The organism is Vreelandella vilamensis (assembly GCF_031451755.1).
Lineage (GTDB): Bacteria > Pseudomonadota > Gammaproteobacteria > Pseudomonadales > Halomonadaceae > Vreelandella > Vreelandella vilamensis.
Window position 1 is genome coordinate 1 of record NZ_JARWAN010000006.1, and the last position, 26,825, is coordinate 26,825.

22 protein-coding genes, 1 tRNA gene and 1 other RNA gene are annotated in these 26,825 nt (G+C 54.4%); 13 read left to right on the plus strand and 11 right to left on the minus strand.

Annotation, left to right across the window (positions count from 1 at the left end):
* The first annotated feature begins 226 nt into the window (after window positions 1-226).
* From cobA to QC823_RS05175, 3 genes are all read left to right on the plus strand, one after another.
* Window positions 227-1,060 (plus strand): uroporphyrinogen-III C-methyltransferase, encoded by an 834-nt coding sequence (gene cobA, locus QC823_RS05165; RefSeq protein ID WP_309655290.1) that lies wholly within the window; start codon window positions 227-229, stop codon window positions 1,058-1,060.
* Window positions 1,061-1,223: 163 nt separating this feature from the next.
* Window positions 1,224-2,270 (plus strand): coiled-coil domain-containing protein, encoded by a 1,047-nt coding sequence (locus QC823_RS05170; RefSeq protein ID WP_309655291.1) that lies wholly within the window; start codon window positions 1,224-1,226, stop codon window positions 2,268-2,270.
* Window positions 2,271-2,464: 194 nt separating this feature from the next.
* A complete protein-coding gene (locus tag QC823_RS05175) occupies window positions 2,465-4,285 on the plus strand; it encodes an SLC13 family permease (RefSeq protein ID WP_309655292.1) in 1,821 nt (606 codons plus the stop codon).
* 92 nt (window positions 4,286-4,377) lie between these two features.
* Here the strand turns inward: QC823_RS05175 and QC823_RS05180 are convergent, their stop codons facing one another.
* From QC823_RS05180 to betI, 4 genes are all read right to left on the minus strand, one after another.
* Window positions 4,378-6,870, minus strand: coding sequence for an acyl-CoA dehydrogenase (locus QC823_RS05180; RefSeq protein ID WP_309655293.1), 2,493 nt, complete (start codon window positions 6,868-6,870; stop codon window positions 4,378-4,380).
* A 197-nt stretch (window positions 6,871-7,067) separates the two neighbouring features.
* On the minus strand, window positions 7,068-8,741 hold the full coding sequence (gene betA / locus QC823_RS05185; protein ID WP_309655294.1) for a choline dehydrogenase: 1,674 nt from the start codon (window positions 8,739-8,741) through the stop codon (window positions 7,068-7,070).
* 9 nt (window positions 8,742-8,750) lie between these two features.
* Window positions 8,751-10,232 (minus strand): betaine-aldehyde dehydrogenase, encoded by a 1,482-nt coding sequence (gene betB / locus QC823_RS05190; RefSeq protein WP_309655295.1) that lies wholly within the window; start codon window positions 10,230-10,232, stop codon window positions 8,751-8,753.
* 144 nt (window positions 10,233-10,376) lie between these two features.
* Window positions 10,377-10,994 (minus strand): transcriptional regulator BetI, encoded by a 618-nt coding sequence (gene betI / locus QC823_RS05195; protein WP_309655296.1) that lies wholly within the window; start codon window positions 10,992-10,994, stop codon window positions 10,377-10,379.
* Window positions 10,995-11,185: 191 nt separating this feature from the next.
* On the opposite strand from betI, the gene QC823_RS05200 reads away from it, so the two are divergent.
* From QC823_RS05200 to ffs, 3 genes are all read left to right on the plus strand, one after another.
* Entirely contained in the window at window positions 11,186-12,130 is a 945-nt protein-coding gene (locus QC823_RS05200; protein ID WP_422823591.1) for a choline ABC transporter substrate-binding protein, read from the plus strand.
* Window positions 12,131-12,230: 100 nt separating this feature from the next.
* Window positions 12,231-12,307, plus strand: a tRNA-Met gene (locus QC823_RS05205).
* Between the two features lie 71 nt (window positions 12,308-12,378).
* Window positions 12,379-12,475: signal recognition particle sRNA small type (gene ffs / locus QC823_RS05210), an RNA gene on the plus strand.
* A gap of 541 nt (window positions 12,476-13,016) precedes the next feature.
* Here the strand turns inward: ffs and QC823_RS05215 are convergent.
* Window positions 13,017-14,129, minus strand: a complete 1,113-nt coding sequence (locus QC823_RS05215) for an RNA-guided endonuclease InsQ/TnpB family protein (RefSeq protein ID WP_309655298.1) — start codon at window positions 14,127-14,129, stop codon at window positions 13,017-13,019.
* A gap of 238 nt (window positions 14,130-14,367) precedes the next feature.
* On the opposite strand from QC823_RS05215, the gene QC823_RS05220 reads away from it, so the two are divergent.
* Both QC823_RS05220 and QC823_RS05225 read left to right on the plus strand, forming a co-directional pair.
* Complete coding sequence (locus QC823_RS05220) at window positions 14,368-14,646, plus strand: hypothetical protein (protein ID WP_309655299.1); 279 nt, start codon at window positions 14,368-14,370, stop codon at window positions 14,644-14,646.
* Window positions 14,647-14,795: 149 nt separating this feature from the next.
* Window positions 14,796-15,575 carry a YiiX/YebB-like N1pC/P60 family cysteine hydrolase gene (locus QC823_RS05225; RefSeq protein WP_309655300.1) on the plus strand — a complete coding sequence of 260 codons (780 nt, stop codon included), beginning with the start codon at window positions 14,796-14,798 and terminating at the stop codon, window positions 15,573-15,575.
* A gap of 78 nt (window positions 15,576-15,653) precedes the next feature.
* Here the strand turns inward: QC823_RS05225 and QC823_RS05230 are convergent, their stop codons facing one another.
* Window positions 15,654-17,024 (minus strand): TrkH family potassium uptake protein, encoded by a 1,371-nt coding sequence (locus QC823_RS05230; RefSeq protein ID WP_309655301.1) that lies wholly within the window; start codon window positions 17,022-17,024, stop codon window positions 15,654-15,656.
* A 262-nt stretch (window positions 17,025-17,286) separates the two neighbouring features.
* Here QC823_RS05230 and QC823_RS05235 point away from each other — a divergent pair, with 262 nt between their 5' ends.
* Window positions 17,287-17,577, plus strand: coding sequence for a metal ABC transporter permease (locus tag QC823_RS05235; RefSeq protein WP_309655302.1), 291 nt, complete (start codon window positions 17,287-17,289; stop codon window positions 17,575-17,577).
* 17 nt (window positions 17,578-17,594) lie between these two features.
* Here the strand turns inward: QC823_RS05235 and QC823_RS05240 are convergent, their stop codons facing one another.
* Genes QC823_RS05240 through QC823_RS05255 form a run of 4 tightly spaced genes read right to left on the minus strand, consistent with a single transcriptional unit; the run spans window position 17,595 to window position 19,981 of the window.
* Window positions 17,595-18,017, minus strand: a complete 423-nt coding sequence (locus tag QC823_RS05240; protein WP_309655303.1) for a CBS domain-containing protein — start codon at window positions 18,015-18,017, stop codon at window positions 17,595-17,597.
* A 12-nt stretch (window positions 18,018-18,029) separates the two neighbouring features.
* Entirely contained in the window at window positions 18,030-18,380 is a 351-nt protein-coding gene (locus tag QC823_RS05245; RefSeq protein WP_309655304.1) for a P-II family nitrogen regulator, read from the minus strand.
* A gap of 45 nt (window positions 18,381-18,425) precedes the next feature.
* Entirely contained in the window at window positions 18,426-19,217 is a 792-nt protein-coding gene (gene umpB, locus QC823_RS05250) for a Na,Li,K/H(+) antiporter subunit UmpB (protein ID WP_309655305.1), read from the minus strand.
* Window positions 19,217-19,981 carry a DUF1538 family protein gene (locus QC823_RS05255; protein WP_309655306.1) on the minus strand — a complete coding sequence of 255 codons (765 nt, stop codon included), beginning with the start codon at window positions 19,979-19,981 and terminating at the stop codon, window positions 19,217-19,219. The genes umpB and QC823_RS05255 overlap by 1 nt, the downstream gene beginning before the upstream one ends.
* Before the next feature lie 163 nt (window positions 19,982-20,144).
* On the opposite strand from QC823_RS05255, the gene fabI reads away from it, so the two are divergent.
* The 3 genes from fabI to QC823_RS05270 all read left to right on the plus strand — a co-directional run bounded on the left by fabI (window position 20,145) and on the right by QC823_RS05270 (window position 23,671).
* Window positions 20,145-20,918, plus strand: coding sequence for an enoyl-ACP reductase FabI (gene fabI, locus QC823_RS05260; protein ID WP_309655307.1), 774 nt, complete (start codon window positions 20,145-20,147; stop codon window positions 20,916-20,918).
* A 93-nt stretch (window positions 20,919-21,011) separates the two neighbouring features.
* Window positions 21,012-22,436 (plus strand): bifunctional enoyl-CoA hydratase/phosphate acetyltransferase, encoded by a 1,425-nt coding sequence (locus QC823_RS05265; protein WP_309655308.1) that lies wholly within the window; start codon window positions 21,012-21,014, stop codon window positions 22,434-22,436.
* Window positions 22,437-22,438: 2 nt separating this feature from the next.
* Window positions 22,439-23,671, plus strand: coding sequence for an acetate/propionate family kinase (locus QC823_RS05270; RefSeq protein WP_309655309.1), 1,233 nt, complete (start codon window positions 22,439-22,441; stop codon window positions 23,669-23,671).
* A gap of 116 nt (window positions 23,672-23,787) precedes the next feature.
* Here QC823_RS05270 and QC823_RS05275 read toward each other — a convergent pair whose 3' ends face one another.
* Window positions 23,788-25,185 (minus strand): GntP family permease, encoded by a 1,398-nt coding sequence (locus QC823_RS05275; RefSeq protein ID WP_309655310.1) that lies wholly within the window; start codon window positions 25,183-25,185, stop codon window positions 23,788-23,790.
* Window positions 25,186-25,449: 264 nt separating this feature from the next.
* On the opposite strand from QC823_RS05275, the gene QC823_RS05280 reads away from it, so the two are divergent.
* Entirely contained in the window at window positions 25,450-26,799 is a 1,350-nt protein-coding gene (locus QC823_RS05280; protein ID WP_309655311.1) for a Na+/H+ antiporter family protein, read from the plus strand.
* The last annotated feature ends 26 nt before the right edge of the window (window positions 26,800-26,825 follow it).

Consider the following 26,825-nt stretch of genomic DNA (forward strand, 5'->3'; position numbering starts at 1 on the left):
GAACCTGCTCCCGGATAAATTGATGAAGAAGCTCCCTGGCTGCTAGCAGAGGATAACTTCTATGGGCGATTTCATCATCCGGGACCAAACAGCTAGGGAAGACAAAGCGATATTCTTCCTATATTCTTTTTTGGAATTTAAATCTTATTATTTATTTCTTTTTGTTCTTTTCGGGATTCGCTAACGTGGGCACTAGTTGAAACTGTTTTCCACCTTGAGGTGAGACTTGGCTCTTTTTGATTCGACTTCTGAACAACCATCCGGCAGCGTGAGCCTGGTAGGCGCTGGCCCCGGTGATCCTGAACTGCTTACGTTGAAGGCTTATCGTCGCTTGCAAGCGGCCGACATCGTGCTTTATGACCGCTTGGTGAGCCAAGAAGTACTGGATATGATCCCTGAAAAAACTCGACGTTTTTACGTAGGGAAAGCGCGCTCGCGCCATAGTGTTCCGCAGCACAATATTAACCAAGCACTGGTGGATTGGGCAAAGGTCGGCAATGCCGTCGTGCGTTTAAAAGGCGGTGATCCTTTTATTTTCGGCCGTGGCGGCGAGGAACTCGAAGCGTTAGCGGCTGAGCAAATTCCTGTTGAGGTTATTCCTGGTATTACCGCTGCATCGGGCTGCGCGGCGTATGCCGGTATACCACTGACGCATCGCGATTATGCCCAATCGGTGAGTTTTGTAACCGGACATTTAAAAAGTGGTCGATGTGAGCTTGATTGGCAATCCCTAGCGAGGCCAGGTCAAACACTCGTGTTCTACATGAGTTTGGGGAGCTTAAGTGAGATTAGCCAACATCTCTTAGCTCATGGCCTACCCGCACACATGCCGTTGGCACTGGTGTCGCATGGAACGACCCGTAGTCAGCGGGTGGATATAGGCACTCTCGCTGCACTTCCCGAGCGCTTTATAGCAGGTGAAATCGTCTCGCCAGCCCTGCTGATTGTGGGAGAGGTCGTGGCGCTTCTCGGGACGCTAGCGTGGTTTGATGCTCCCGCCGGGCAGGCAAGCGGTTTTCTCAGTAAACGTAATCCACCTCTTTTGCAATGCGTCAATTGAACATTATGCAGCGAAACGTAAGGTGTTTTAACGCTTTGCGCTAAAGTGCGACTGGCTAGAAATGTCTAGCTGTGTATGCTGTACAAGGTGAGCTATTTGAATCGTCATGCATACACTCGTTCGCTACCGCCCGCGGTAGTGTTAGCCAAAGAGGGACGCACCAATGACAGAAGCCAATAAACCTACTACGAAAACACTCCTAGCAGATAATCGCGTCAGAGCCATTGCGGGGATTGCCGCCATTGCCGTGATTTGGGCGATCGTAGCGCAATCCAGTGCAGGGACGCGGCTTGAGCGTGTCGAAGTGCTAGAAGAGCAGCTCGCAGAAGCCGAGCGCGAGCGCCAAGCGCTGAACTCAGAATTATCCGATGTTGAGCAAGCAGAAATGGACCTGGCCTCAATGCGTCAGGAGATGGACGCGCTTGAGATTGAACAAGCCGACGCTGAAGCCACCCTGGCGTCAACACAAGCAGATATTGCCAATGCTGAAGAAGAGCTGTCGGTATTAGTCACAGAACGTGAAACTCGTGAAGAGGAGTTAGACACGCTCAACCAGCAAATAGAAGAGACCCAGAGCCGCCTTGACGAGCTGCGTGAGACATATGCGCAAGTAGAAACCGAGAAAGAAGAAGCCGAAGCCGCTCGCGACACTGCCGAACAAGCGCGCCAAGACGCGGAAGAGGCTCGCCAGGAAGCCATTGAGGCTCGCGACCAGGCAGAACAGGCGCGTGAGGATGCGATAGCGGCACGCGAACAAGCCGAAGCGGAACTGCAAACGCTGAATGCCGACATTGAAGAGGCTAACACTCAGCTTACGTCTCTCAATGAAGACATGAATGCCTTGCAACAAGAGTATGACGCGATGGTAGAAGAGCGTGATGCGCTTGCCGCCGAGCGCGATGAGTTAAATAGTGAAATAGAGTCACTACAAGCGCTGCACGAAGAGGAGCAGCAAAGCTTGGCGCAAACACGCAGCGAGTTGGATGATTTGTTGGTCGCGCTGGATATTGGCCGCGATGAGCTGGCAAGCATCAATACGAATATTGACGAGCGCGAGTCTCAGCTTGAGCGATTAAACAACCAGTTGGAAGATTGGCGTGACGAGCTAAACGCTTTAGAGAATCGCGCGAGCGAGGAAAGCGCTAACAACGACGTTGATAGTGGTGAAAGCACTACGAACAGTGATGAAAGCACTACGAACAGTAATTAAGACGCTGCTGAATACATGATGAATTGCTGATAAACGTGTGACTCTCGCCACATTAATGCACAGGCGAGCAGTAACGGGTACCTGTGAAAATAGGTGCCCGTTTTCGTTAATGCTTGGTAGTAGCTTTTGTCCTCGCATATGAGGCACATGAGGCACATGAGGCATATGAGGCATATGAGGCATATGAGGCCACTATGGAACTTGATGCTTTAGGGATGGCGCAGAGTACGCTGGTATTTAGTGTGTTGGGTCTTACGCTTATCGCCTTTATGTGGGGGCGCTTTCGCTATGATTTAGTTGCACTGGCGGCTCTTTTGGGCTCGGTTATGCTTGGGTTGGTACCGGCGGAAAATGCATTTAACGGCTTTGGGCATCCGGCGGTGATCACCGTGGTGGCCGTGCTGGTATTAAGCCGTGGATTTGAGCGTGCCGGCGTCGTGGACCTTATCGCCGACCAGGTATTGAAAGTAGGGGAACGATTGCTGCTTCAGCTGACGGTGCTAGTTGGCACCGTCGTGGTGCTATCCGGTGTGATGAATAACGTGGGGGCATTAGCTCTACTTCTGCCCGTGGCGATGCGGGTCTCGCGTGAACACAATACGTCTCCATCGCTATTATTAATGCCGCTTGCCTTTGGCTCGCTATTGGGTGGTTTAACCACCCTGATCGGCACACCGCCTAACATTATTATTTCGAGCTACCGCGGCGATGTGGTGGGGGAAAATTTCGGTATGTTCAGTTTTTTCCCGGTTGGCGCGAGCGTAGCGGTTGTCGGGCTTTTATTTATTGTAGTGCTCGGCTGGCGTTTAACTCCCCAACGAGCGGGGCAGGCAACCGCTGAAGATATGTTTGATACCGCCAATTATCTCGTGGAGCTCCGCGTTGATGAAGAGGCCAAAGCAAATGGCTTGACCCTTCAGCAGCTACAAGAGGAGCTGGAAGAGACAATTCCCGTTTTGGCCGTGGTGCGTGATGACAAGCGCCGCGCAGGGTATGCGTTTTACGATTCTCTGCGGGAAGGCGATATTTTGCTGCTCGAAGCCGGTCCCGATGAACTTAAGCTCTTGGAGGATAAAGCCGGGTTGAGTGTGGTCGTGGAACCTGAGGAGGCGGATAGTGAAAACGATGATGACACGCCAGCGCGTCAAGTCGACACACAAGGACTTCAGCTGGTGGAAGCTGTTGTGCGCACTGACTCCATGATGGTCAATCGCAGTGTTCGTCAACTGCGTTTACATCACCAGTTTGGGTTGCATCTGGTCGCAGTCGCGCGGGACGGTTCGCGGCTAAAACAGCGCCTGCGTGATATTCGCTTTCAAGGGGGCGATGTGCTGTTATTCCAAGGCGGTGAAAACGAAATCAATGAAAGCCTGGCCACGCTTGGATGCCTGCCGCTTGCTAAGCGCGAACTCAACCTCGGTCAGCCGCGTAAACTATTTTTCTCAGTGGCGATTTTTGCCTTAGCCATTATCGCCATGCTATTGGATATATTGCCTACCGCGGTGGCGCTGAGTTCGGCCGCTTTGCTGTCACTGCTTGTGGGGGTTCTGCCTTTACGCGAAGGGTATCAAGCAATTGATGGGCCAGTGATTGTGTTGTTAGGGGCGATGATTCCGGTGGGACAGGCGCTAGAAACTAGCGGTGGGGCAGCGTTGATTGCCAATACGCTTTTGCACTTTGGCAGCGAGTGGCCGGTGGTGGTGACGCTAATCGGGCTTTTTATACTTTCAATGGTGCTCTCCAACGTGGTGAACAATGCCGCTGCCGCTGTGCTGATGGCACCGATTGCCGCAAGCCTAGCGAGAGGTTTTGACGCCTCCTTAGACCCTTTTTTGATGGTAGTGGCAGTGAGCGCATCGTGCGCGTTTCTAACACCGATTGGCCATCAGTCAAACACCTTGGTGTTGGGGCCTGGCGGGTACCGCTTTGGTGATTTCTGGAAAATGGGGTTACCGTTATCCATGGTGGTAATGACGGTTGCGATCCCTATGATTTTGTGGGTGTGGCCGCTTTAACCACTGTGCAAACAAAATCGGGCTAATAAAAAAGCCGACCTCGAAAGGCCGGCTCGTTGTGCGTCAACGCAAATGGTAGTCCTACGTAAACGTTATTTGACGTTGGCTTCTGCCGCGGCAGCCGGAATGGTCGTGCTGGGCTCCGAGTTGTGGTTGATCAGCGTCGATTTATCGTTCGCAAACGCATCGTAAGCGAAGTCATCAACGGTGAGCATTTCTAACACTTCTTTTTCAAAATCGCGCATGAACGTCGCGTCTTCTTCGTTAATCAGGCCTTTTTCTAGCCCGGCCTCGACACGCTGCTCGGGATGAAGAGCCGTTTGTGGCAACTCGCCCTTGGCATAGGCTTTGTTTAGCGTGCGATAGAGGCCTTCAGCGCGGTCGTAATCCAGCAGAAGTGCATTGTAACGGGCCAGCGGGTTACGTTCGTCGCCGTCGTCTTTATCCCAGGTGTTGTTTAATAACTTAGTGCGAAGTGCCGAGTGAGTGGAAACGCGCTTAGCAATATCGCGCGCCAAGTTATCGTGTGGACGATTCCAGCGGCGGCCGGTCGGCATCACGATCACTTTCAGTATTTTGCCCAGTGCCCGGTTGGGGAGGTTATCGAAAATCTCGACAAACGCCTGTTCCGCGCGCTGGAGCAAGAAACGGCAGCTGTAATGTAGCAGGGCTTCTTCGCCTTCCACCTTGTCACCGGCTTGCCACTGTTTGAGTACCATGGACGCCAGATAAAGGTTGGAGAGCACATCGCCGAGACGGGCTGACAGCATTTCGCGCTTTTTCAAGGCCGAGCCAAGGCTTGCCATGGCTGCATCGGCGCACAGGCCAAAGCCAGCCGAGAGGCGGGCGATATCTTGTGCGTATACGTGGGCGGGGCGGTCAAACGGTGTCGATTGTTTGCCTAGCCCCAGCCCATGGGTAAAGGCGCGCGCGGCATTGCCAAAGATCAAGCCGGCGTGGCCGAAGAACGCTTTATCAAAGCCTTTGATGTCATTGGCGTCTTTCGCAGCCAACTCATCTAGCACGTAAGGGTGACAACGAATCGCACCTTGGCCAAAGATCATTAGGTTGCGCGTCATAATGTTGGCGCCTTCCACGGTGATCGCCACCGGGTTGGCGCTGTAGCCGATACCCAGGTAGTTACGCGGGCCAAGCGTTACTGCCTTGCCGCCGTGTACGTCCATTGCATCGGCCAGGATGTCACGCTGGAACTCGGTCAGTTGGCTTTTCAGAATTGCCGAGGGTACCGCGGGCTTTTCGCCGTGGTCGATCAGGTTGGCGGTTTGATACACCGTTGCCTGCGAGATATAGCCAAGCGATGCCATGCGCGCTAAAGGTTCCTGCACGCCTTCCATTTCCGCCACGGGGACGTTGAACTGGCGGCGCACCCTGGTAAAGCCACCGCTCCATCCCAGCGCATAGCGGGCGGTGCCGGTGGCGCCGGAGGGTAGGGTGATGCAGCGACCGATAGACAGACACTCAACCAGCATGCGCCAGCCTTCGCCAATCATCTTCTCACCACCGATGATGGTCTCTAGCGGCACGAATACGTCGTTACCTTTGATCGGGCCGTTCATAAACGGGCTGCCAATCGGGTGGTGGCGGCGACCAATTTCCATGCCGTCGGTATCGCGGGGAATCAGCGCTAAGGTAATGCCGCGATCTTCTTCGTCGCCCAAAAGGTTTTCGGGATCAAACAGGCGGAAGGCCAAACCGACAACGGTGGCAATCGGGGCGAGCGTAATCCAGCGTTTTTCAAAGTTCAGCCGCACGCCGACCACATCTTTTCCGTCAATCGTCTGCTTGCAGACAATACCGGTATCCGGCAGCGAGGTGGCGTCCGAACCGGCGCGAGGGCCAGTCAAACCAAAGCACGGAATTTCGCGACCATCAGCCAAGCGAGGCAGGTAATGATCTTTTTGCGTTTGCGTGCCGTACTTGAGCAAAAGCTCGCCCGGGCCGAGCGAGTTAGGTACGCCCACTGTTACCATCAAGGTTTCGTTGGCTGAGAGCTTTTGCAGCACCATGGACTGCGCTTTGGCAGAGAAGCCTAAGCCACCGTACTCCTTCGGAATAATCATGCCGAAGAAACCTTCTTTTTTCAGGTAGTCCCAAAGTTTTTGCGGTAAATCGGCGCGCTCTTGAGCAATGTCCCAGGCGTTGCACATGCCGGCAGCCTTGGCACACTGATTATCGAGGAAGGCTTGCTCATCGTCGCGTAGGCCGTCGTCTTTAAAGTTAAGCAGCTTGTTCCATTGAGGCTTACCGGAGAACAGCTCACCGTCCCAAGAGACAGTGCCCGCTTCGAGCGCGGTCCGCTCGGTATCGGAGACCTTGGGCGCAACTTTTTTGAACACCGCAAATAAGCGTGGGGTGAGCCATTTTCGGCGCAAGGCGGGCAAACCGGTAATGGCGATAGCGGCAGCGCCGATCAACAGCAGTATGCCGATAACCGGCGCATCGACAACAAGCCCGATAACGCCAAGCACGGCAAGCACCGCAAGCGCGGGTGTTGCCCCAGCTTCGCGGCGCATTACCACGAGCAAGCCGATAACGGCGAGCACAATTAATAGTAGGGTGAGCATAGAATCACTCCAAGTGTGTGGGTATAGCGGTAGAGGTCATAGACGTATTTAAACACCTGTTTGAATATTGGCAGACCGGTGCCGTTTAGTGCAAGCATTTCGGCATTTTTGCGGACATAAAAAAAAAAAAAAACGCCGCAGCACTTGGCTACGACGTTATCGCGTTTACTCGTAAAGGCTTGTGTCAGTGTTGTGTGTCAGTGCTGTTTGGCGGGAGCCCCATCAGCGACATAATAATCAACGTTAGCGCGGGGCAGTGGTTCGCGGCCACGGATGCGGTCAGCAATTTTTTCCGCGAGCATAATCGTCGGCGCGTTAAGGTTGCCGGTGGGAATAAGAGGAAATAGCGAGGCATCGACTACCCGCAGCCCCTCAACACCGTGCACTCGGCCTTCGCCATCGGTGACGGCCATATCGTCCTCACCCATCCGGCAGCTGCCACAAGGATGATAGGCGGTTTCAGCGTGCTGTTTAACGAAGCTGTCTAGTTCTTCGTCGCTTTGTACATCCGGGCCAGGCGCAATCTCACGACCGCGGTATGGCGCAAACGCCGGTTGGGCGATGATCTCGCGGGTAAGGCGAATGGCATCGCGAAACTCTTCCCAGTCTTTCTCTTTCGACATGTAGTTGAAAAGAATGCTGGGCGCGGCGTGCGGGTCTTTGGATGTCAGACGGATGCGCCCGCGGCTGTCGGAGCGCATGGAACCGACATGAGCTTGAAAGCCGTGGGCCTGCACCGCGCTTTTACCGTTGTAGCTGATCGCGATGGGCAGGAAGTGGTACTGCAGATTGGGCCATGCTTCTTCATCGCGGCTGCGGATAAAACCGCAGGATTCAAATTGGTTGCTAGCGCCAATGCCGGTGCCTTTAAGTAGCCATTCAGCACCGATTTTGGGCTGGTTGTACCACTTGAGTGCTGGGTAGAGCGAAATGGGCTCTTTGCACTCGTACTGAATGTACATTTCCAAGTGGTCTTGGAGGTTTTCACCGACGCCGGGCAGGGCGTGAACCGTCTCAATATTGAGTTCTTTAAGCAGTTCTGGGTTGCCAATACCGGAGCGCTGCAGAATCTGCGGCGAGGCAATGGCGCCACCGCACAGCAGCACTTCACGGCGGGCACGAGCTTGTTGGGCTTGGCCCTTGCGCTCATAGCGCACGCCAACGGCACGGTTGCCGTCAAACTCGATCACATCGGTAACCGCATGGGTTTCGATGGTGAGGTTGTCGCGCTGCTTGGCGGTATCCAGATAGCCACGCGCGGTAGAGGCGCGGCGGCCCTTAGGCGTGACGAAACGGTCCATGGGGCCAAAGCCCTCTTGCTGGTAGCCGTTGACGTCCTCTGTTTCAGGATAACCCGCCTGTTTTCCGGCCTCGATAAAGGTACGATAAAGCGGATTGTTGCCTGCCTTCGGGGTGGTCACGCTTACGGGGCCATCACCGCCGTGATACGCGTTGGGGCCTATATCGCGGCTTTCGCTCTTTTTAAAATACGGTAAACAGCTTAAGTAATCCCAATCGTTGAGCCCGGGCTGTTTCGCCCAATTATCGTAATCAAGCGCATTGCCGCGGATGTAGCACATACCGTTGATCAGCGAGGAGCCGCCAAGCCCCTTGCCACGGCCGCACTCCATACGGCGACCGTCCATGTAGGGTTCAGGGTCGGTTTCAAACGCCCAGTTGTAGCGTTTGCCCTGCAGCGGGTAGGCAAGGGCAGCGGGCATTTGCGTGCGAAAATCAAAACGATAATCCGGACCACCGGCTTCCAATAGCAGCACGCTGACGTTGCTGTCTTCGGTTAACCGCGTGGCCAGCACGTTGCCCGCTGAACCCGCGCCGATAATGATGTAATCAAACTCTTTAACTTGCGCCATATCAGCTCCTTAAAACACCGACTCAAATTGACCCATTTCGATCTGTACCGATTTGGTTTGGGTGTAGTGGGCGAGGGTTTCGACGCCGTTTTCACGACCAATGCCGGACTCTTTGTAACCGCCTACCGGCATTTCGGAAGGCGATTCACCCCAGGTGTTGACCCAGCAGATGCCCGCTTCCAGCTGATGAATCACGCGGTGCGCACGGTTGAGGCTTTCGCTAAACACGCCCGCAGCTAAGCCATAATTGGTATCGTTGGCACGACGGATCACGTCTGCTTCGTCGTCAAATGCGAGCACTGACATCACGGGGCCAAAGATTTCTTCACGCACAATACGCATGTCATCGGTGCAATCGGTAAAGATCGTTGGAGCGGCCCAAGCGCCATCAGCGTAGTTGCCGCTGTTCCAGTCGTCGCCACCGATCAAAACGCGCGCGCCTTGTTCTTTGCCCAGCGCAATGTAGGAAAGCACTTTTTCCTGATGCTCAAAGCTCACCAGCGGGCCAAAGTTAACGTTGGGGTCCATTGGGTCGCCGGCGTTGATGCGCTTAACGCGCTCCACCAGTTTGGCTTCAAACGCCTCTTTGACGCTTGCTTCGACAAATACCCGTGTGCCGTTGGTGCAGATTTGGCCGCTGGAGTAGAAGTTCGCCATCATCGCGGCATCGGCGGCGCGGTCAAGGTCGGCATCTTCAAAGACAATTAGCGGCGATTTGCCGCCCAACTCCATGGTGACGTCTTTAAGCGTTGAGCTACCCGCTGCCGCCATGACTTTTTTGCCGGTACCCACTTCGCCGGTGAAGGAGACCTTGGCAATGCCTTCATGCGCGGTCAGCATGGCGCCGACGCGGCCGTCACCCTGCACCACGTTGAACACACCGTTGGGCAGGCCGGCTTCGGTGAAAATCTCGGCAAGCTTCATGGTGGTGAGCGGCGTGACTTCGCTGGGCTTAAATACGATAGCGTTGCCTGCCGCTAGCGCCGGGGCGGCTTTCCAGCAAGCGATTTGAATCGGGTAGTTCCAGGCGCCAATAGCCCCGATCACGCCCAGCGGCTCGCGACGGGTGTAAACAAACGAGCTATCGCGCAGTGGAATTTGCCTACCCTCGATGGCGGGGGCGAGGCCCGCATAGTACTCCAGCGCGTCAGCACCGGTGACGATATCCACACTCGCGGTTTCGCTGATCGGTTTGCCGGTATTGCGGGTTTCAAGCTCAGCCAATTCGTCGTTGCGTTCGCGCAGCAAAGCGACGGCGCGTAGCAGAATGCGTGCGCGCTCCATGCCGGTCATCGCGGCCCACTCGCGCTGACCGCGTTTGGCCACTTCAACGGCTGCGTCGACGTCTGCCTGACTCGCTTGGCCGACCGTTGCCAACGGACTGCCATCAAACGGGTTGGTAATGTCAAACGTCTCGCCGGACGTGGCCTTTACGTGGCAACCGTCAATGTAAAGCGGAAGGGTATTTGACAGCGTGTCTTGTTGAGCCATGCGTTGCTCCTTTTCGTTTATCGCAAAAATGGGAATTGCAAAAACTGTTAATTCAAAATTGAGTCGATTAAAAGTTAAGTCGGTCAATAGCTGGGTCGATTAAACATTTAAAAAGTGTGCTGACACGGGAAGTGGCAAAGGCTTTCATACCCATGTTTGAGCTGTTTTTTGAACCGTTTCTGGAGAAAGTAACTGGTCGAGATATGCGTGGGCGAGCGTACGCGCTTGCTCAGCATCTAAGCCTTCCGGGGTTAGCGCACCACGTAACCACAAACCATCAATCATCGCGGCCAAGCCACGAGCCGCGTTGCGCGCTTGCGGGCGCGGCATCACGCGCCGAAACTGGTGACAGAGGTTGGTATAAAGACGTCGGTCGTTGACGTTTTGCAGGCGCTGCAACATCGGCTTGTGCATGCTACTGGCCCAGAAAGCGAGCCATGTTTTAGCTGCGGGACCTGTGACCTGGGTGCGGTCAAAGTTACCCTCAATGATGGCGCCAATATGCGCTCGCGGCGAGTTATCGGTCAGTATACGCCGCCGCGCCGCCACAGCATTGCTGAGGTCAGTCAAGATCTGCCGCATAGTGGCTTCTAACAGGCCGTCTTTACCGCCGAAGTAGTGGCTGATTATGCCGGCTGACACCCCTGCATGGCGCGCAATACGCAGCACGGTAGCCTCAGCCAAGCCAACATCATCAATGGCCGACATGGTTGCGTGAATTAGTTGCTGGCGGCGTATGGGTTCCATTCCGACTTTTGGCATCGTGCCCTCCTTATCGACGTTCCGGCGGCGGTCGTGACATGCGTGGTTGACTTGAATCTCACCTTTAAGCGTGATTACCTGTGTAGTGTGACATCTTTTTATTGAACGTTCAATTAATAAAAAGATTTTGCTATTTTATTGGCCATTGATCCACTCTATATCTTGTAAAAACCTCACTGAAGGAGATGACTATGCCATTATTAACTACACGTTATCGCTTGGCGGGAACGCTGCTTATTGCCGCCGGTCTGCCGATCACAGCTCAAGCGAATCAATGCGAAGAAGTACGCTTTGCTGAAGTCGGCTGGACCGATATCACCGCGACCACAGCGCTTGCCACCGAGGTGCTAGAAGCCCTGGGGTACGAGACACGTATCGATACGGTTTCAGTCCCTATTGCCTACTCGGGCATGAAAAATGGTGATTTTGATGTCTTTTTGGGTAACTGGATGCCGTCAATGGCGTCCATCAGCGATCCCTATGTAGAAGACGGTAGTGTTGATCGTTTGTCTGCCAATTTGGAAGGGGCTAAGTACACCCTGGCCGTCCCGCAGTATGTGTATGACGCTGGCGTGACCTCGGTTGCCGACCTCGACGAACACGCCGAGAAGTTTGACAGCGATGTGCACGGCATTGAAGCCGGCAATGACGGTAACGAGCTGATTCAGCAAATGCTCGATGACGACGCCTTCGGTCTAGGTGAATGGAGTTTGGTCGATTCCAGCGAAGCGGGCATGCTCGCGGAGTTGCGCGCGCGGGTACCCAACGAAGATTGGATGGTGTTCCTTGGTTGGGAGCCGCATCCGATGAACACCAACTTCGATATGGCCTATCTCTCAGGCGCTGACGACTATTTTGGCCCTAATTTGGGCGGCGCAACGGTGTATACCAATACTCGTGGTGGCTACGCGCAAGAGTGCGAGAATGTGGGCAAGCTGCTTAATAACATGACATTCACACTGGAGATGGAAAACCAGCTGATGGCCGAGATCATGGATGACGGCGAAGACCCGCGCGACGCAGCACGTGACTATCTTCAGCAGGCTGACGATGAGCTGCTAGAAGCATGGCTTGACGGCGTAACGACTCTTGATGGTGAGCCTGGCTTGCCTGCCGTGCGTGCCGCTCTTAACTAACGTTTTGATCGTCCGCATCGGGTGATGTAAAAGGCAAGCCGCAATCTGGCTTGCCTTTACCTATCAAGATAGGCATAATCTGCACCCGCTGTGACGGAAAGGCTACGTAGCTCAGTTGGTTAGAGCACATCACTCATAATGATGGGGTCCCCTGTTCAAATCAGGGCGTAGCCACCACAGCGTACGCAAAATTTGTACGATGTAACTTAAGATATAACAGTTGCAAGTACTCGCGATTATGGTGGCCCCTTAGGTCCTCCCGCAACGCTAAACCGCGAACCCCGCCAGGCCCGGAAGGGAGCAACGGTAGTGGTGGATGTGTGTGCCGGGATGTGGCTTTCGGGGCCGCCTCCATTTCTGTCGTTTGCAATGAAAAATGACAAATTTTGCAATAAAAACTGGCAAATTGCTTTTTACTACGTAAATTTCCTACCTTGTCCGCCTTCTGCAATGCACGGCGCTGATGAAAAACTCAGCAGCGACCCGACGTCACCCTCTCGCAATAATATTTGTGCACCCGACTACCTTGCATCCTAAGCGCAACAGCAATTGATTACATTAGCTTTTTCGTGAGCGAAGACTGTTTAAAACAATGAATTAAATTGTTTTGCAATAAAAGATGTCAGTCTAGCTTTAGGGCACCGGATGATTGACTGCCCGGAACCCTACAGCTAGCTATTTAAAATCATGAAATTCATCTCAAGCACTGCAGTTGTAGATTTGACATCCTCCCCACCCTTCAGCGCTGGCGCGTTTTAGGATGGAGATTCCCAGGTCGTCACCTTTCTGGTTCCTGCTTCGTTGTCCGTTGCCTCAATGCCTTGGCATTGCCGGTCTTACACAAACTCCACAGGCGTTTATTTCCGAGTGCCCCTCGGTATTTACCTCAACTTTCGGCACCGGCTAATAGCGCCGTACCGGCTTGCAAAATGTTGCGCGCGGCATTGATGTCGCGGTCTATGCCTTGGGTGCCGCAATCTGGGCAATCCCAAGTGCGAACGTCCAGCGATAGCGACTCTTTCACAAACCCGCAGTGGTAACAGCGTTTTGAACTGGGATACCAGCGGTCGATTTGGACGAACTGTCGTCCCGCCCAATCCGTCTTGTACGCAAGCTGGCGCACCAGTTCACCCCAGCCCACATCGCTGATGGCCTTGGCCAGATGGCGATTTTTGACCATGTTCTTTATCTGCAAACTCTCCGCTGCGATCACTTGGTTCTCGTTAACGATCTCGCGGGTGAGTTTGTGAAGATGATCTAGCCGGGTATCGGCGATTTTGGCGTGGCACTTGGCCACCTTTTGCTTGGCTTTGGCCCTGTTGTTGGAGCCTTTTTGCTTACGGCTCAGGCGACGCTGCGCTTTCGCTAGCTTGCGTTCGTACCGTGCGGTATGGCGCGGATTATTGACCCGTTGGCCGTCACTGGTCACGAACAGGTCTTTCAGCCCCAGGTCGATACCAACCATTGTCGGCACGATGTCTAAGGCTTCTGTTTCCACTTGGCACAAGCAGCTAATGAAATAACGACCCGCGCGGTCTTTAGACACCGTGACACTGCTCGGTTTGGCGGGCAGATTACGGCTCCAGCGAATATTCAACGGCTCGCTGCATTTGGCCAGCGTGATCTGGCCATCGCGGTACGAAAATGCCGAACTGGCAAACGTTGCTGACTGACGATTCTTTTTCGATTTAAAGCGTGGGTACTTGACACGCTTGGCGAAGAAGTTTTTAAACGCTGATTGCTGATGGCGCAAGCATTGTTGCAGCGGTACCGAGCTAACTTCGGCGAGAAAGACGGTATCGGGGTGCTTTTTTAACTGGGTTAAGAACGCGCTAGCGTCGTTGTAGCCGATTTTTTCCTGACGCTCATAGAACGCATCGATGCGATAGCGCAGCACGGCGTTCCAGACAAACCTCACGCACCCAAACGTCCGCGCCAGCAAGGCTTCTTGCTCAGGCGTTGGGTAGAAACGGTATTTGAAAGCGCGTTCGGTTTTCATACCTTACAAAATAGTCAGTATTATGTAAGAAAGCAAGACTCAAGCGTCCAATGGGCGCCGCGCTATCCATCCCCATCCAATACGTGGCTTGGGTGGGGGTATTCCGCGCTTATCGATAAAAAAATATCACCTGATTTTTGTCTGGGATATCGTAAGTAAACTCTCTCCTTTCCTACTAATTAACAAGGATTCACGCTCTGTGATCCTTTTAATGAAAGGCAGAGAAAGGAGAGTCATTATGATTCCCGGCGTCGATCACTACCGCGTCAAAGTGGATGGCCCAAGTCAGCTGCGCGTGGCCAGCCAGCAGTGGAGCCCCGAGGGGATCTCTGGCCGGATGAAAGCAGAACTTCGGGATGGCAACGGTAACGTGGTGGCCCGTTCCCACATTCGGGGAAGTGACTTCATTCTTCAGCATAGCCTGCTGCCTGGCCGCTACACCTTGGAAGTGCAAGGTACACAGGGGGCGCGCCAGAGGGCTACGCAGCAATACTATTTGACCACTGAACTTCGTTGATCACCTGTCAGCGATATCCACCCGCCCGGCATCTGTCGGGCGGGTTGTGTGCGGGGCATTCTGTCTTATGTCCCTCATAAGGCATCGGTCGATATGGCGATTTATCGACATGAGCTGCAAGAGAGCCTATAGGGGCGGGGGAGGCGCACATGTCCAAGATACTCGAAGGTTGTGGCTATCGTCTTAGCTGCTGGCTGACGGCTTCGCGCCCCTGGCTTCAGATGGAGAGCCGGGTCGAGCGTGATTTGCTGGGCTGCCTCGAACCGGGCGACGTGCTGCTGGTGGAGGGATCGTCACGCTTAAGCACTGTTATCAAGTACCTGACCCAGTCCTCCTGGTCCCATGCGGCGTTATTCATCGGTACTCAGGCGGTCGAGCGTGTCGGTGGCCCCATCGAGGGTTGCTGCTTCATCGAGGCAGACGTGGCCGAGGGCGTCCGCAGCGTAGGGCCAGAAGAATTCGTGGGGATGCCGCTGAGGATCTGTCGTCCGGTGGGCCTCTCGCCTGCCGAGATCGAGACGCTGACAGGTTATGCCCTAGGCCGCGTGGGGCATCGCTACGATCTGCGTAATATCTTTGATCTGGCTCGCTATTTCCTACCGCTCCCGCCTCTGCCTGCGCGCTGGCGGCGGGGCATGTTGGCACTTGGCAGCGGCGAACCGACCCGGGCAATCTGTTCGACGTTGATCGCCGAGGCGTTCCAGTCCATTCGTTATCCGATCCTGCCTATCGAGGAGTGGCAGCAGGATGAGCAGCAGTGTATTGGATGTCGGCGGCAGATCTTGCGTCGTCGCCACCACAGCCTGTTCACGCCTCGTGACTTCGATCTCTCGCCCTATTTCCAGATCGTCAAGCCGGCGGTGTTAGGCGACTTCGACCCTCACCGCCTGTGCTGGGATGACTTAGATGGGTCCGCGACCGAGCAATGAACGTGGTGGGACAGGCCAGGCGCCAGCCGAACAGCGTGATCCATTAGTTGTCATCGTCATGCCGCTAGCCTCTAGCTTCTAGCCAATATGCAGCTCTGTCTTCGTCGAGTCTCGGGAGGAAGCAAAGGCGGAGCCGACCAGATAGGCCACCGTCAGCGGGCATACGCGCCCCACGAACATCATCATCATGACAATCATCTGGCCCCAGCCGGAAAGCTCCGACGTCAAGCCCTGCGTCAGTCCCACGGTGCCAAGAGCGGACGTGGCTTCGAACGCCACCGTCAGCAGATCGGCGTCTTCGGTGATGGACAGGGCCAGGGTGCCCATGAAGGTGCCGAGGACAGCCATCACCGTTACCGCAAGCGCCTTGAGCAGGGTAGTCGTATCAATGGTATGCGAAAATAGCGTGGGTTCGCGCCGACGACGAATGTAGGTCCAGGTGGCGGAGAGCAGGACGAACAGGGTGGCGACCTTGATGCCGCTGCCGGTACCGTTGGCCCCCGCCCCAATGAACATCAGCAGCATCAGCACGAGGCTGGTGGGCTGGGTCATGGCGCTGATATCCAGGGTGTTGAAACCTGCGGTTCTCGGTGTCGTCGCCTGCAGCCAAGAGGCCCAGAGCTGATCGGAAAGACTGGGTAGGGTTGCCAATGTCGCCGGGTTATCCGATTCCAGCATGTAGATCATCGCGCCTCCCATGAGACTCAATACCAAGGTGCCGAACAGCACGACCTTGACGTTGATGTCCAGTTGCCGACTGGGGCGATAGTCGAGAATTCCCATGATCACGATGAAGCCGAAGCCTCCGATGAGGTAGAGGGCGGGGATTACCGTATTGATGACCGGGTGTCCGGTGTATGCCATGAGGCTGTCGGGTGAAAGAGTGAAGCCGGCATTGTTGAAGGCGGAAACGGTGTGGAACAGTGACCACCAGAGCCCCTGCATCCAGCCATGTTCGGGCACCCAGACCAGTGCCAGGGGAACCAGGGCGACACCCTCTATTACCAGCGCCAGTTTGACTACCACCTTGGCGGTACGCAGGACGTCCCGAGGGTGGGTTTCGTTGTAGTAGCCACTAGCAACCAAGTGGTTTTGGCCTCTGATGCGCCCACCGAGTGACAGCAAGGCCATGACGGCGAATGTCATGAGACCCAGACCACCCGCCTGCATCAATACAAGAATGACAGCCTCGCCCCAGACACTGAAGGTGGGGCCGGTGTCGACGACAACCAGACCGGTGACGGTTACCGCGGAGGTAGCGGTAAAGAGGGCCTCACGCCATGAAATGGGAGCGTCAACGGAAAGGGGGAGCTTGAGCAGTGCCGTTCCCACAAGGATCAATATCAAGAATCCAGCAATTAGCAAGAGCGGAGGGCTGATTGGCCAGGAATGCATCATACGCTGGTGACTGGCGGTAAGCGCATCGCCGATCCTGATGAGCAGGGCCATTGGTTTGCCGGTAGCGATTGCGCCTAGTCTACGGTAGATACTCAGCCTGAATCTTGGATGATCTCGACGCGCCATGTTGGCTGCTCTCGTCTGATGGGGGAGAGGTGATTCGTCGACGCTTGCGGAAGAAGGCCGTAACAGGCCGCCCACCCGATGGCCCCGACAATGCCACTCGCCAGAATTAAATGATTATTGATTATTTAGTTGTCCCTGAGACAGGTTACTTACATTCAATGTGGATCGCTTCAGGGCGCGGTCGGTTGTGGCAAGTCTTGAAACAGTCGGCATGATTTTAGTGGTCGCGATGCTCATTACCCCCGGCGCGACGGGGCATCTGTTAACCGATCGTTTTGCCACTATGTTGTGGTTTTCGGTGATGGTGGGCGTGAGTTCGGCGGTGCTTGGGCTGTGGCTCTCGTTTGTGCTGGATGTGGCCTCCGGCGGCGCCATTGTCCTGGTTGCCACCGGCTTGTTTCTCATGGCTTTGTTAATTTCATCCAAGCATGGCGTGATCATGCGCCAGTGGCGGCGCTGGCGCATGATATCTTCATAAATGCAGTAAAAGTGGGGTTAAACGCAAATACCGTGCTGTGGCGCAAGGCCATGCAGGACCAAGGTTGAATAGTCAACAATCCCCATTACCTGATGCTGGTGATCTATGACGGGGGCGAGCGCTAAGCCGAACTGATCAAATAGGCGTGCGCAATAACGTACGTTCATTTCGGGGCGAACGCCTATCACTGGCTTACTCATAATTTCATACAAGTTGATACGTTCTGCCGCACGATTTGGCGCTAGGACTTTTTTCGCAATGTCAGATGGCAGCACAATGCCGTACTCGTCATTTTCATTGCGTTTTTTGATCACCAAAACGGTTGCGTTCCGTTCACACAATAATTTAATGCCGTCTGCAACGGTGACAAATCCATCAACGAGAAGGTAGTGTTGATGCATGATATCCCGCGCGGTAATAGCGCTCTCTTGAGTTGACATGGGGTGCTTTCCTTATAGTGCCTGGTTGACCGTATCCGATAGCGATTTGATTTGATGGTTTACACCGATAGCATCTTCAACATCGACTTGAAAGGCGATGCCTGTACCCGGTGTTTCATCAAACTCCCCCACGTCTGCAATCGCTTCAAGGATAGTGCAGCTGATATGCTCCTCAACGAGAAATAGCAATACATCACGCTGTGAATTAATTTCCATTCCGAAAATACCACGGGCTTTTTTTAAGCCTTCCCCGCGCGCGTTGTTGATCACCGTTGAGCCCGTTGCACCTGCATTACGTGCCGCTTTGAGGATGGCGTCGGTGCGCTCATCGTCAACGAGCGCCAGAATTAACTTAAAACGCATTCCATTCTCCTTATAACGCCAGATATATAGTTAGGCGTGCAAGTGTTATGTCGTGTGATCTGAGTGACTGTGAGTGATGTCTGATGAAGGTTTTCTTTTTTCTAACCACTCGGCAATTTGGGCATACCCCATCACGGTTATGATGGGGAATAAGCAAGCCAATGCAATCATGCCAAAGCCATCCATGATGGGGCTTCGGCCTGGAATCGTGGCAGCAAGTCCTAACCCTAGCGCAGCAATAATGGGGACGGTGATAGTCGAGGTGGTGACACCGCCTGAGTCGAACGCCAGCGGAATAATGCTGCGAGGCGAGCGGAATGTCTGAATAATCACGAGAATATAAGCCACTAGCACAAACCACTGTAGCGGCCACCCCATCACGATCCGCCAAGTGCCCAGCGTAATCCCGAACGCCATCCCCAAAGCCACTGAAATACGCAGCATGAGCGGATTAATGGTACCGCCGGAAATTTCACCGGCTTTAAGCGACACGGCAATAAGAGAAGGCTCGGCGATGGTGGTGCTCGCCCCAATGGTAAACGCGAACAGGTAAACCCAATAATAGTCACTCCAGTGACGTTCGGCACCGGCGGCAAGCTCAGGGAGAAAATGAGGATCGGTGAGCTGTGTGGCCATTAATTCGCCCATGGGAAAGAGCGCTTGTTCGAGCCCGACCAAAAAGAACGAAAGCCCCACCCACACCATAAAGAACCCGGTCAATACTTGAGAAAGCCGCTTAATGCGCTTGCGAATCACCAAGTATTGAAAACCAAAGATAATGGCGGCTATGGGCAAAATATCGAGTAACGTATCCCAGAAAGTGGCGACTAACGTCATCAGGCGCTCCCAGCAAAAAAGTTAAGGCCAAAAATCCCGAAAAGCAGGACGAAAATAATCGGCATGACTGAAGCAAACGCAATTAAGCCAAAACCATCCAGCATGGGGTTACGTCCTTTAATGGCGGTGGCTAAGCCAACGCCCAGTGCCGTTACGAGCGGCACGGTAATCGTGGACGTAGTGACACCGCCAGAGTCGTAAGCAATACCGATAATTTCACTGGGAGCGAGCAGTGTCAGTAATAGGACTAAGACATACCCTCCGATAATTATCAGGTGCAGCGGCCACCCTTTCAGAATCCGCAGTACCCCGATGATCACGGCCGTGCCGACAGAAACCGCGACCACCATGCGCAAAATAAACGCAAACGACTGTTGCGCGGCTTCGGTGCTGGCGATCAGCCCACCTTCAGACACGACTTCACTCGCCCGGGCAGCAACGGCAATGAGCGCTGGTTCTGCCACCGTGGAGCCAAACCCCAAGGCGAATGCAAAGACCAGTAACCAAGACACCGAACCTTTTTGCACAAAAGCGCGTGCGAGATTTTCGCCAATGGGGAAAAGCCCTAACTCTAACCCTTTGATAAACAGGGTTAGGCCCACAACGACAAACACCAGCCCCAAGGCAAGGTCGAGCACGGACAGTGTGTCAGGTAAAGGTTGGCGGATCACGACGAGTTGGAAAAAGCCAATGACCAGTACCACCGGTGCGAGGTCCCGTAGGCTATCCCTTAGCTGCCGAGAAAGTGAAATGAAAAAATCCATCAGGTATCCGTAAAAGGTTAAGTGAGCCATTCGTTAAGGTGTCATGATTTAGCGCTAATACTAACAGCTTTACATGTGAAGTTTTTCTAAACGGTCTTGCTTGGTTCATATATTGCAGTGCAGTATAAGAGCGATTGTGACGTCTATTGCAAAGGAGGACATCGTGCCCAGCGTATTTTCGATGCAAGGAAAAGTCGGCATTGTAGCGGGTCTTGCCAATGAAGACAGTATCGCGTTTGGCTGTGCACAGGCACTGCATGAAGCAGGGGCCGAATGTATTGTGACCTATGCTTCCCCCAAAGCGGAGCGTTTTATCACGCCGTTATTGCCTGAAATGGGAGGGCCTGAGTTGATGCTTTGCGATGTACAGAAAGAGCATCAGCTTGACGAGCTATTCACACGCGCTAAAGAACGCTGGGGGCGAGTCGATTTTGTCATTCATTCCATCGCCTTTGCACCGCTAGAGGATCTGCATGGCCGGGTAACCGACAGCTCCCAAGACGGCTTTGCGCTGGCGATGGATGTCTCTTGTCACTCCTTCATTCGTATGGCTAAGCAGGCCGAGTCGCTAATGAGCGATGGCGGTGCCTTGCTTAATATGACGTATTACGGCGGCGAAAAAGTTGTCAATAATTACAACATGATGGGACCGGTAAAAGCGGCACTGGAATCCACCACCCGCTATTTGGCTGAGGAGCTTGGTACCCAAGGCATTCGCGTAAATTCCATTTCACCGGGCCCCATCCGTACTCGCGCTGCTTCGGGTCTTGAGGCATTCGACGAGCTAGCCCGCGACGGTGAAAGCCGTTCGCCGCTTCGCCGCTTAGCCAGTACGCGCGACGTTGGCAACGCGGTGGTGTATTTAGCCTCTGAAGCGGGCTCGGCAGTCACCGGCATCACTCATTATGTCGATGCTGGTCATCACATTCGGTTTTAACTGTTTTTTTTTGATCAAGTTTTTGACTGCTTTTTTGAACAGTTATGTTGTAAAGCTGAACCGAATAGCTAGGTAAAGTAAAAGGGGGAGCAGATGAGTGAACTGGACGACGTGATTGAAAATCGTACCTTCGATGAAATTTGTGTGGGCGATGAAGCGCACTTGGAAAAACGCTTGACGATGGAAGATATCAAGCTTTTTGCCATCATGTCCGGCGACGTGAATCCGGCGCATGTGGATGATGACTTTGCCAAAAGCAGTCGCTTTCAAGAAGTGATTGCCCACGGCATGTGGGGTGGCGCGCTGATTTCGACCGTACTTGGTACGCAGTTACCTGGGCCGGGAACCGTCTACGTGGGGCAAACGCTTCGCTTTAAGGCACCGGTGCGGCTTGGCGATGTGCTAAGGGTGTCGGTTAAGGTGTTAGAGAAGGACCAGGAGCGCCACCAGATCACCTTCGCCTGCCGCTGCGAAAATCAGCGCGGTGATACGGTGATCGAAGGGGAGGCGAGAGTGCTGGCGCCGACCAAAAAAATTCGCCGCCCGCGCACGGTTATGCCTAAAGTGCGCTTAACTGAGCGCGGTCGTTTACACGAGATTCTCACCGCGGCCGATCACCCTGAACCCATGCGTACCGCCGTGGTTCACCCCGTGGATGAAAGCTCTATTCGCGGTGCGGTGGAATCCGCCGCGCAGCGGCTGATTATCCCGGTGCTGGTGGGGCCGAAGGAGAAAATTCGCGCCGCTGCTGAGGCAGCCGAGGTGGATATCAGTGACTTTGAGCTAATCGATACACCGCATAGTCACGCCGCCGCAGAAAAAGCCGTGGCGCTTGCCCGCCAAAGTAGTGTGGATGCCTTGATGAAAGGGGCGCTGCACACTGATGAACTGCTGCACGAAGTGGTGAATCGGGAAAGTGGGCTGCGTACTGAGCGCTGCCTAAGCCATGTGATGGCCTTCGACGTGCCGACTTACCCGCGCCCGCTGTTGATTACCGATGCGGCGATCAATATCTATCCAAAGCTGGATCAGAAGCGCGATATCGTCCAAAACGCCATTGAGCTTGCGCATGCGTTGGGCAATCTTGACCCAAAAGTGGCGATACTGTCTGCTGTTGAGACGATCAACCCTAAAATCTCCTCAACGCTGGATGCCGCTGCGCTGTGCAAAATGGCGGACCGTGGTCAAATCACCGGCGGTACCTTGGATGGCCCTTTGGCGTTTGATAACGCTGTCTCAGAAGCCGCTGCCAAAACCAAAGGAATTGTGTCGCCGGTGGCGGGGCGCGCGGATATTTTGCTAGCGCCCGATTTAGAGGCGGCCAACATGCTAATGAAGCAACTAAGCCACTTAGCTGATGCCACCGGTGCTGGCCTGGTCGTGGGTGCCCGCGTGCCGATTATTCTCACCAGCCGCGCCGATGACGCCTTAACCCGTATGGCCTCATGCGCGCTGGCGCTTTTGTTGGCGGATCAGCAGCACCGCGCATTTGCCGCCGCCGCGCAAAAAGGAGAGTGATGATGAGCGAGATTTTAGTACTTAACAGCGGTTCCTCTAGCCTCAAGTTTGCGCTTTATGCCAACACGACGGAGAGCACCACCGCGACGTCAGAAGCAAACAAGGACCCGGCATTAAAAGCGCTGTCGCTGACCTACCGGGGGCATTTTTCCGGCTTGGGCACGAAGGGAGCTGCCGTTTCGCTCAAGCAGGTAGCCGAAAATGGTCAGGAGCACGCCCTCGACGAATTAAGCGTGGCCGATAACCATGAAGGTGCCATCACCAAGTTGATGGCGTGGCTTGCCAGCCGTGAGGGAGGGGGAGCCCTTGACGGGATCGGTCATCGCGTCGTTCACGGTGGACAGCGTTATCGCGAAGCCGTGGTATTGAGCGCCAAAGACGTGGATGAGTTGGAGACGCTTTCAAGCTTAGCACCATTACATCAGCCGCACTGCTTGGCGCCGATTAAACTCTTGATGGCGCGCTATCCGGAGGTGCCCCAAGTTGCAAGCTTCGATACCGCTTTCCATGCTGACCAGCCTTGGGTGGCAAAACAGTTCGCGCTACCTCGGGAGCTGACGGTCAAAGGGCTGATCCGTTACGGCTTTCATGGGCTCTCGTACGATTACATCAATCGCACGCTTCCCGAGGTGCTGCCTGATGCTGCTGCGTGTGAGCGCGTGATCGTGGCACACCTAGGTAACGGCGCCAGCCTCTGTGCGATACATAACGGCAAGAGTGTTGCCTCCACCATGGGCTTTACCGCGTTGGAAGGGCTGGTAATGGGCACCCGCTCGGGTACGCTTGATCCGGGTCTTGTGCTGCATTTGATCGAACATGAGGGCATGTCAGTCAAGGATGTTTCCACGCTCTTGTACAAGCAATCGGGGCTCTTGGGCGTTTCCGGTATTAGCAGCGATATGCGCGAGCTTTTGACAAGTGATGCGCCAGAGGCACATGAGGCGATTGATCTTTATTGCTATCGCATTGCTCGTGAAATCGGCAGTTTGGCCGCCGCGTTAGGCGGGGTAGACCAGTTGGTATTTACCGCCGGTATTGGTGAGCATGCTGCCCGCGTGCGCGAACAGGTAGCCGCGCAGTGCGAGTGGCTGGGTGTGCAACTTGATAACGATGCCAATGCACGCAACGAAACACGAATTGCTCACGTTGATAGCCGCGTGGGCATGTGGGTGATCCCAACCGATGAAGAGCGTGTGATCGCAAGCGACTGTTTAACGCAGCTTGGTTTAGTCTAGCGACCCACACACGACGTTGCCACTCGCGCCGGCGTTCATACTTTCGTGTTCATATTTTCGCGCCCATACTTTTACGTCCATACATTGACGTAATAAGCATGGGCGTTTTTGGCATTTTAAAAGCTGCCAAACAGCGTGCCTAGCGTGATGACGCTAACCAGCGCGGCAAGCGGTAGCACAATGGTCACCATGGCAAGGTTGCCGTAAGACTGCCGATGGGTAAGGCCGCAAATCGTAAGCAAGGTAATTACCGCACCGGAATGGGGTAGCGTATCCATCCCGCCGGAGGCCAGTGTTGCCACGCGGTGCATCAGCTCAGGGTCAATGCCTGCCGCTTGCGCCATGGCCAAATATTCGCTGCCTAACGTTTGTAGCGCAATGGAAAGCCCACCAGAGGATGAGCCGGTAATGCCCGAGAGCACGCTCATGGCCACTGCTTCCGAAATCAGCGGGTTATCGGAGATGGTCAATACCGCATCGCGGATAATGGCAAAGCCGGCTAGGCTTGCGATCACCGCCCCATAGCCCACTTCGGACGCCGTATTGAAGATCGGCAGCAATGAGCCAATGCAGCCTTTGTTTACCGTGGTTTTTAAGTCGGCCCAGTGTTTCCAGCGGGTAATAATCAGCCAAGCGGAAGACGTGATGAGTGCCACCAGAATCGCCCACAGGCCGGTCTGGCTACTAGGCGAGACATTCTCGAACGCATCGCTGATATAGCCTAGATCAAGCGAGGGAAATACCGCGTACGTAAATAGCGCATTCAGCGCGATGACCATCACCAGCGGAATTAACGCTAAGCCAAGTGACATGTTGGGAGAGGCTGGAATGTCATCTGTGTCGGCGGGTGTGGTGTGCGGTGCGACCTCCACCCCGTAACCTTCACCCTTGGCCGCAGCTTTGCGCACACGAGACTGAATATAAAGCGTGCCGAGGGTGAGCATAATAATACCGGCGATAATGCCAAGCCCTGGTGCGGCAAAACTATTGGTTTCGTAGTAGGGAATGGGAATGGCGTTCTGAATGGCAGGCGTGCCCGGTAGTGCGGTCATGGTGAAGGTGAAAGAGCCCAGCGCGATGGTCGCGGGAATCAAGCGTTTGGGCACATTGGCACGACGAAAAAGCTCGCGGCTGATAGGAAATATGGCAAATGCCACCACAAATAGCGAAACACCACCGTAGGTTAGTACCGCGCAGGCGATTACAACGGTCAATACAACGTGATGGGTACCGAGTTTATTGACGATGCCGTTTGCGATGGCCTGCGCTGCCCCTGAGTCCGCCATCAACTGCCCAAACAGCGCGCCGAGAAGAAATAGCGGGAAAAACTGAAAGACATAGCGACTCATCGCCCCCATGAAAGTGTCGGTATAGGTGGGGAGCAAGAGCGGCGCATCGCCAGAAATGACGATCGCGAGCATGGCCAGTAGAGGCGCTAACAGCAGCACTGATATTCCGCGATAGGCAAGAAACATCAGCAAAAGTAGCGAAATGACAATGGCGATAGTGCTCATTGGGACTCCTAGGGAATTGGCGGCTTACCAGCTTTAGCGTTAAACAATGTTTAACGTTAAACGAAGCAGCGATGGTAAGCAGCGAAGGCGATGGCAGCAAGCATTAGGGGCAAACGTTATGATCTAGCCAGGGTATTAAGGTTTATTTACTGGCTTTGGCTTTTTACTCCTGCGCTATCTGCTAAAATCCCCCGCTTTTGCGAACTCTCTTACGCATAAACTCATTACTCATACACTCACTGACGCTTCTTTTTGGGAAATCTCATGAATGCCGTAATTATTGCCGTACTGGTGATGGTGGTGCTATCGCTGGCGCGGGTCTCCGTGGTGTTTGCATTGGTCGTTGGCGCGCTTGTGGGCGGTGTGGTAGGCGGATTGACGCTTGAACAAACGCTGGATGCTTTTCATCAGGGCGTAGGTGGTGGCGCACAGGTGGCTTTGGCGTATGCCACGCTAGGGGCGTTTGCGGTGGCAATTTCTCGTTCGGGCTTACCCGATTTACTCGCCAAACGGTTGATTGTCTTACTCGGTCAAGAAACCAGCATCGCGCATCAGTCACGTGTGAAAACACTACTGCTGACCGCCGTGCTGCTGGTGGCGATTTCATCGCAAAACCTGATCCCGGTCCATATCGCATTTATTCCGATTTTGATTCCGCCGCTGTTAAAAGTGATGAATCAGCTCAATCTTGACCGCCGGGCGGTGGCTTGCGTGCTAACGTTTGGGTTAACGGCGCCTTACATGCTGCTACCGGTCGGTTTTGGCGCGATCTTCCTAAACGACATTTTGCTTGCCAACTTGAATAGCGCCGGCGAACCGTTAGGGCTTGAGATTACCCGTGGCATGGTGCCAATGGCGATGGCGATTCCTGTAGGCGGTATGGCGTTGGGGTTAGCCGTGGCGCTTTTCTTCAGCTATCGCAAGCCGCGCCACTACAACAGCGCCGATGTCGTGAGCACTAACGCTCATGAAGGGCATTCTGCCCCTCAAGAGCCGCACACTTTGGGGCTTGTCATGTCGGGCGTGGCCATTGCCGCAGCACTGGGGCTGCAGCTTTATAGCGGCTCGATGATTTTGGGCGGCTTGGTGGGTGTGGCGCTTTTATCGCTTGGCGGTATTTTTAAGTGGCGCGAGGCGGATGATCTTTTCACCAGCGGTATGCGAATGATGGCGCTTATTGGCTTTATCATGATTTCCGCTGCCGGGTTTGCCGAGGTGATGAAAACCACCGGGGACATTGATTCGCTGGTGGAAGGGGCGTTTGCCCTGTTTGGTGATAACCGCGGTTTGGCCGCCTTGGTTATGCTACTGGTGGGCTTGTTCATCACGTTAGGGATTGGTTCCTCGTTTTCTACTATCCCGATTATCGCGGCGATTTTTGTGCCGTTAGCGGTGCAGTTTGGCTTTTCACCCATGGCAACCGTGGTGCTGGTAGGGACGGCGGCGGCGCTCGGCGATGCCGGTTCTCCCGCCTCCGACTCCACGCTCGGCCCAACGTCAGGGCTTAACGTCGACCGCCAGCACGACCATATTTGGGATAGCGTTGTGCCGACGTTTATCCACTACAACCTACCGTTGATCGGCTTTGGCTGGCTCGCTGCCATGATGCTGTAACGTGCTTTTATGCATTTGCCGCCTTG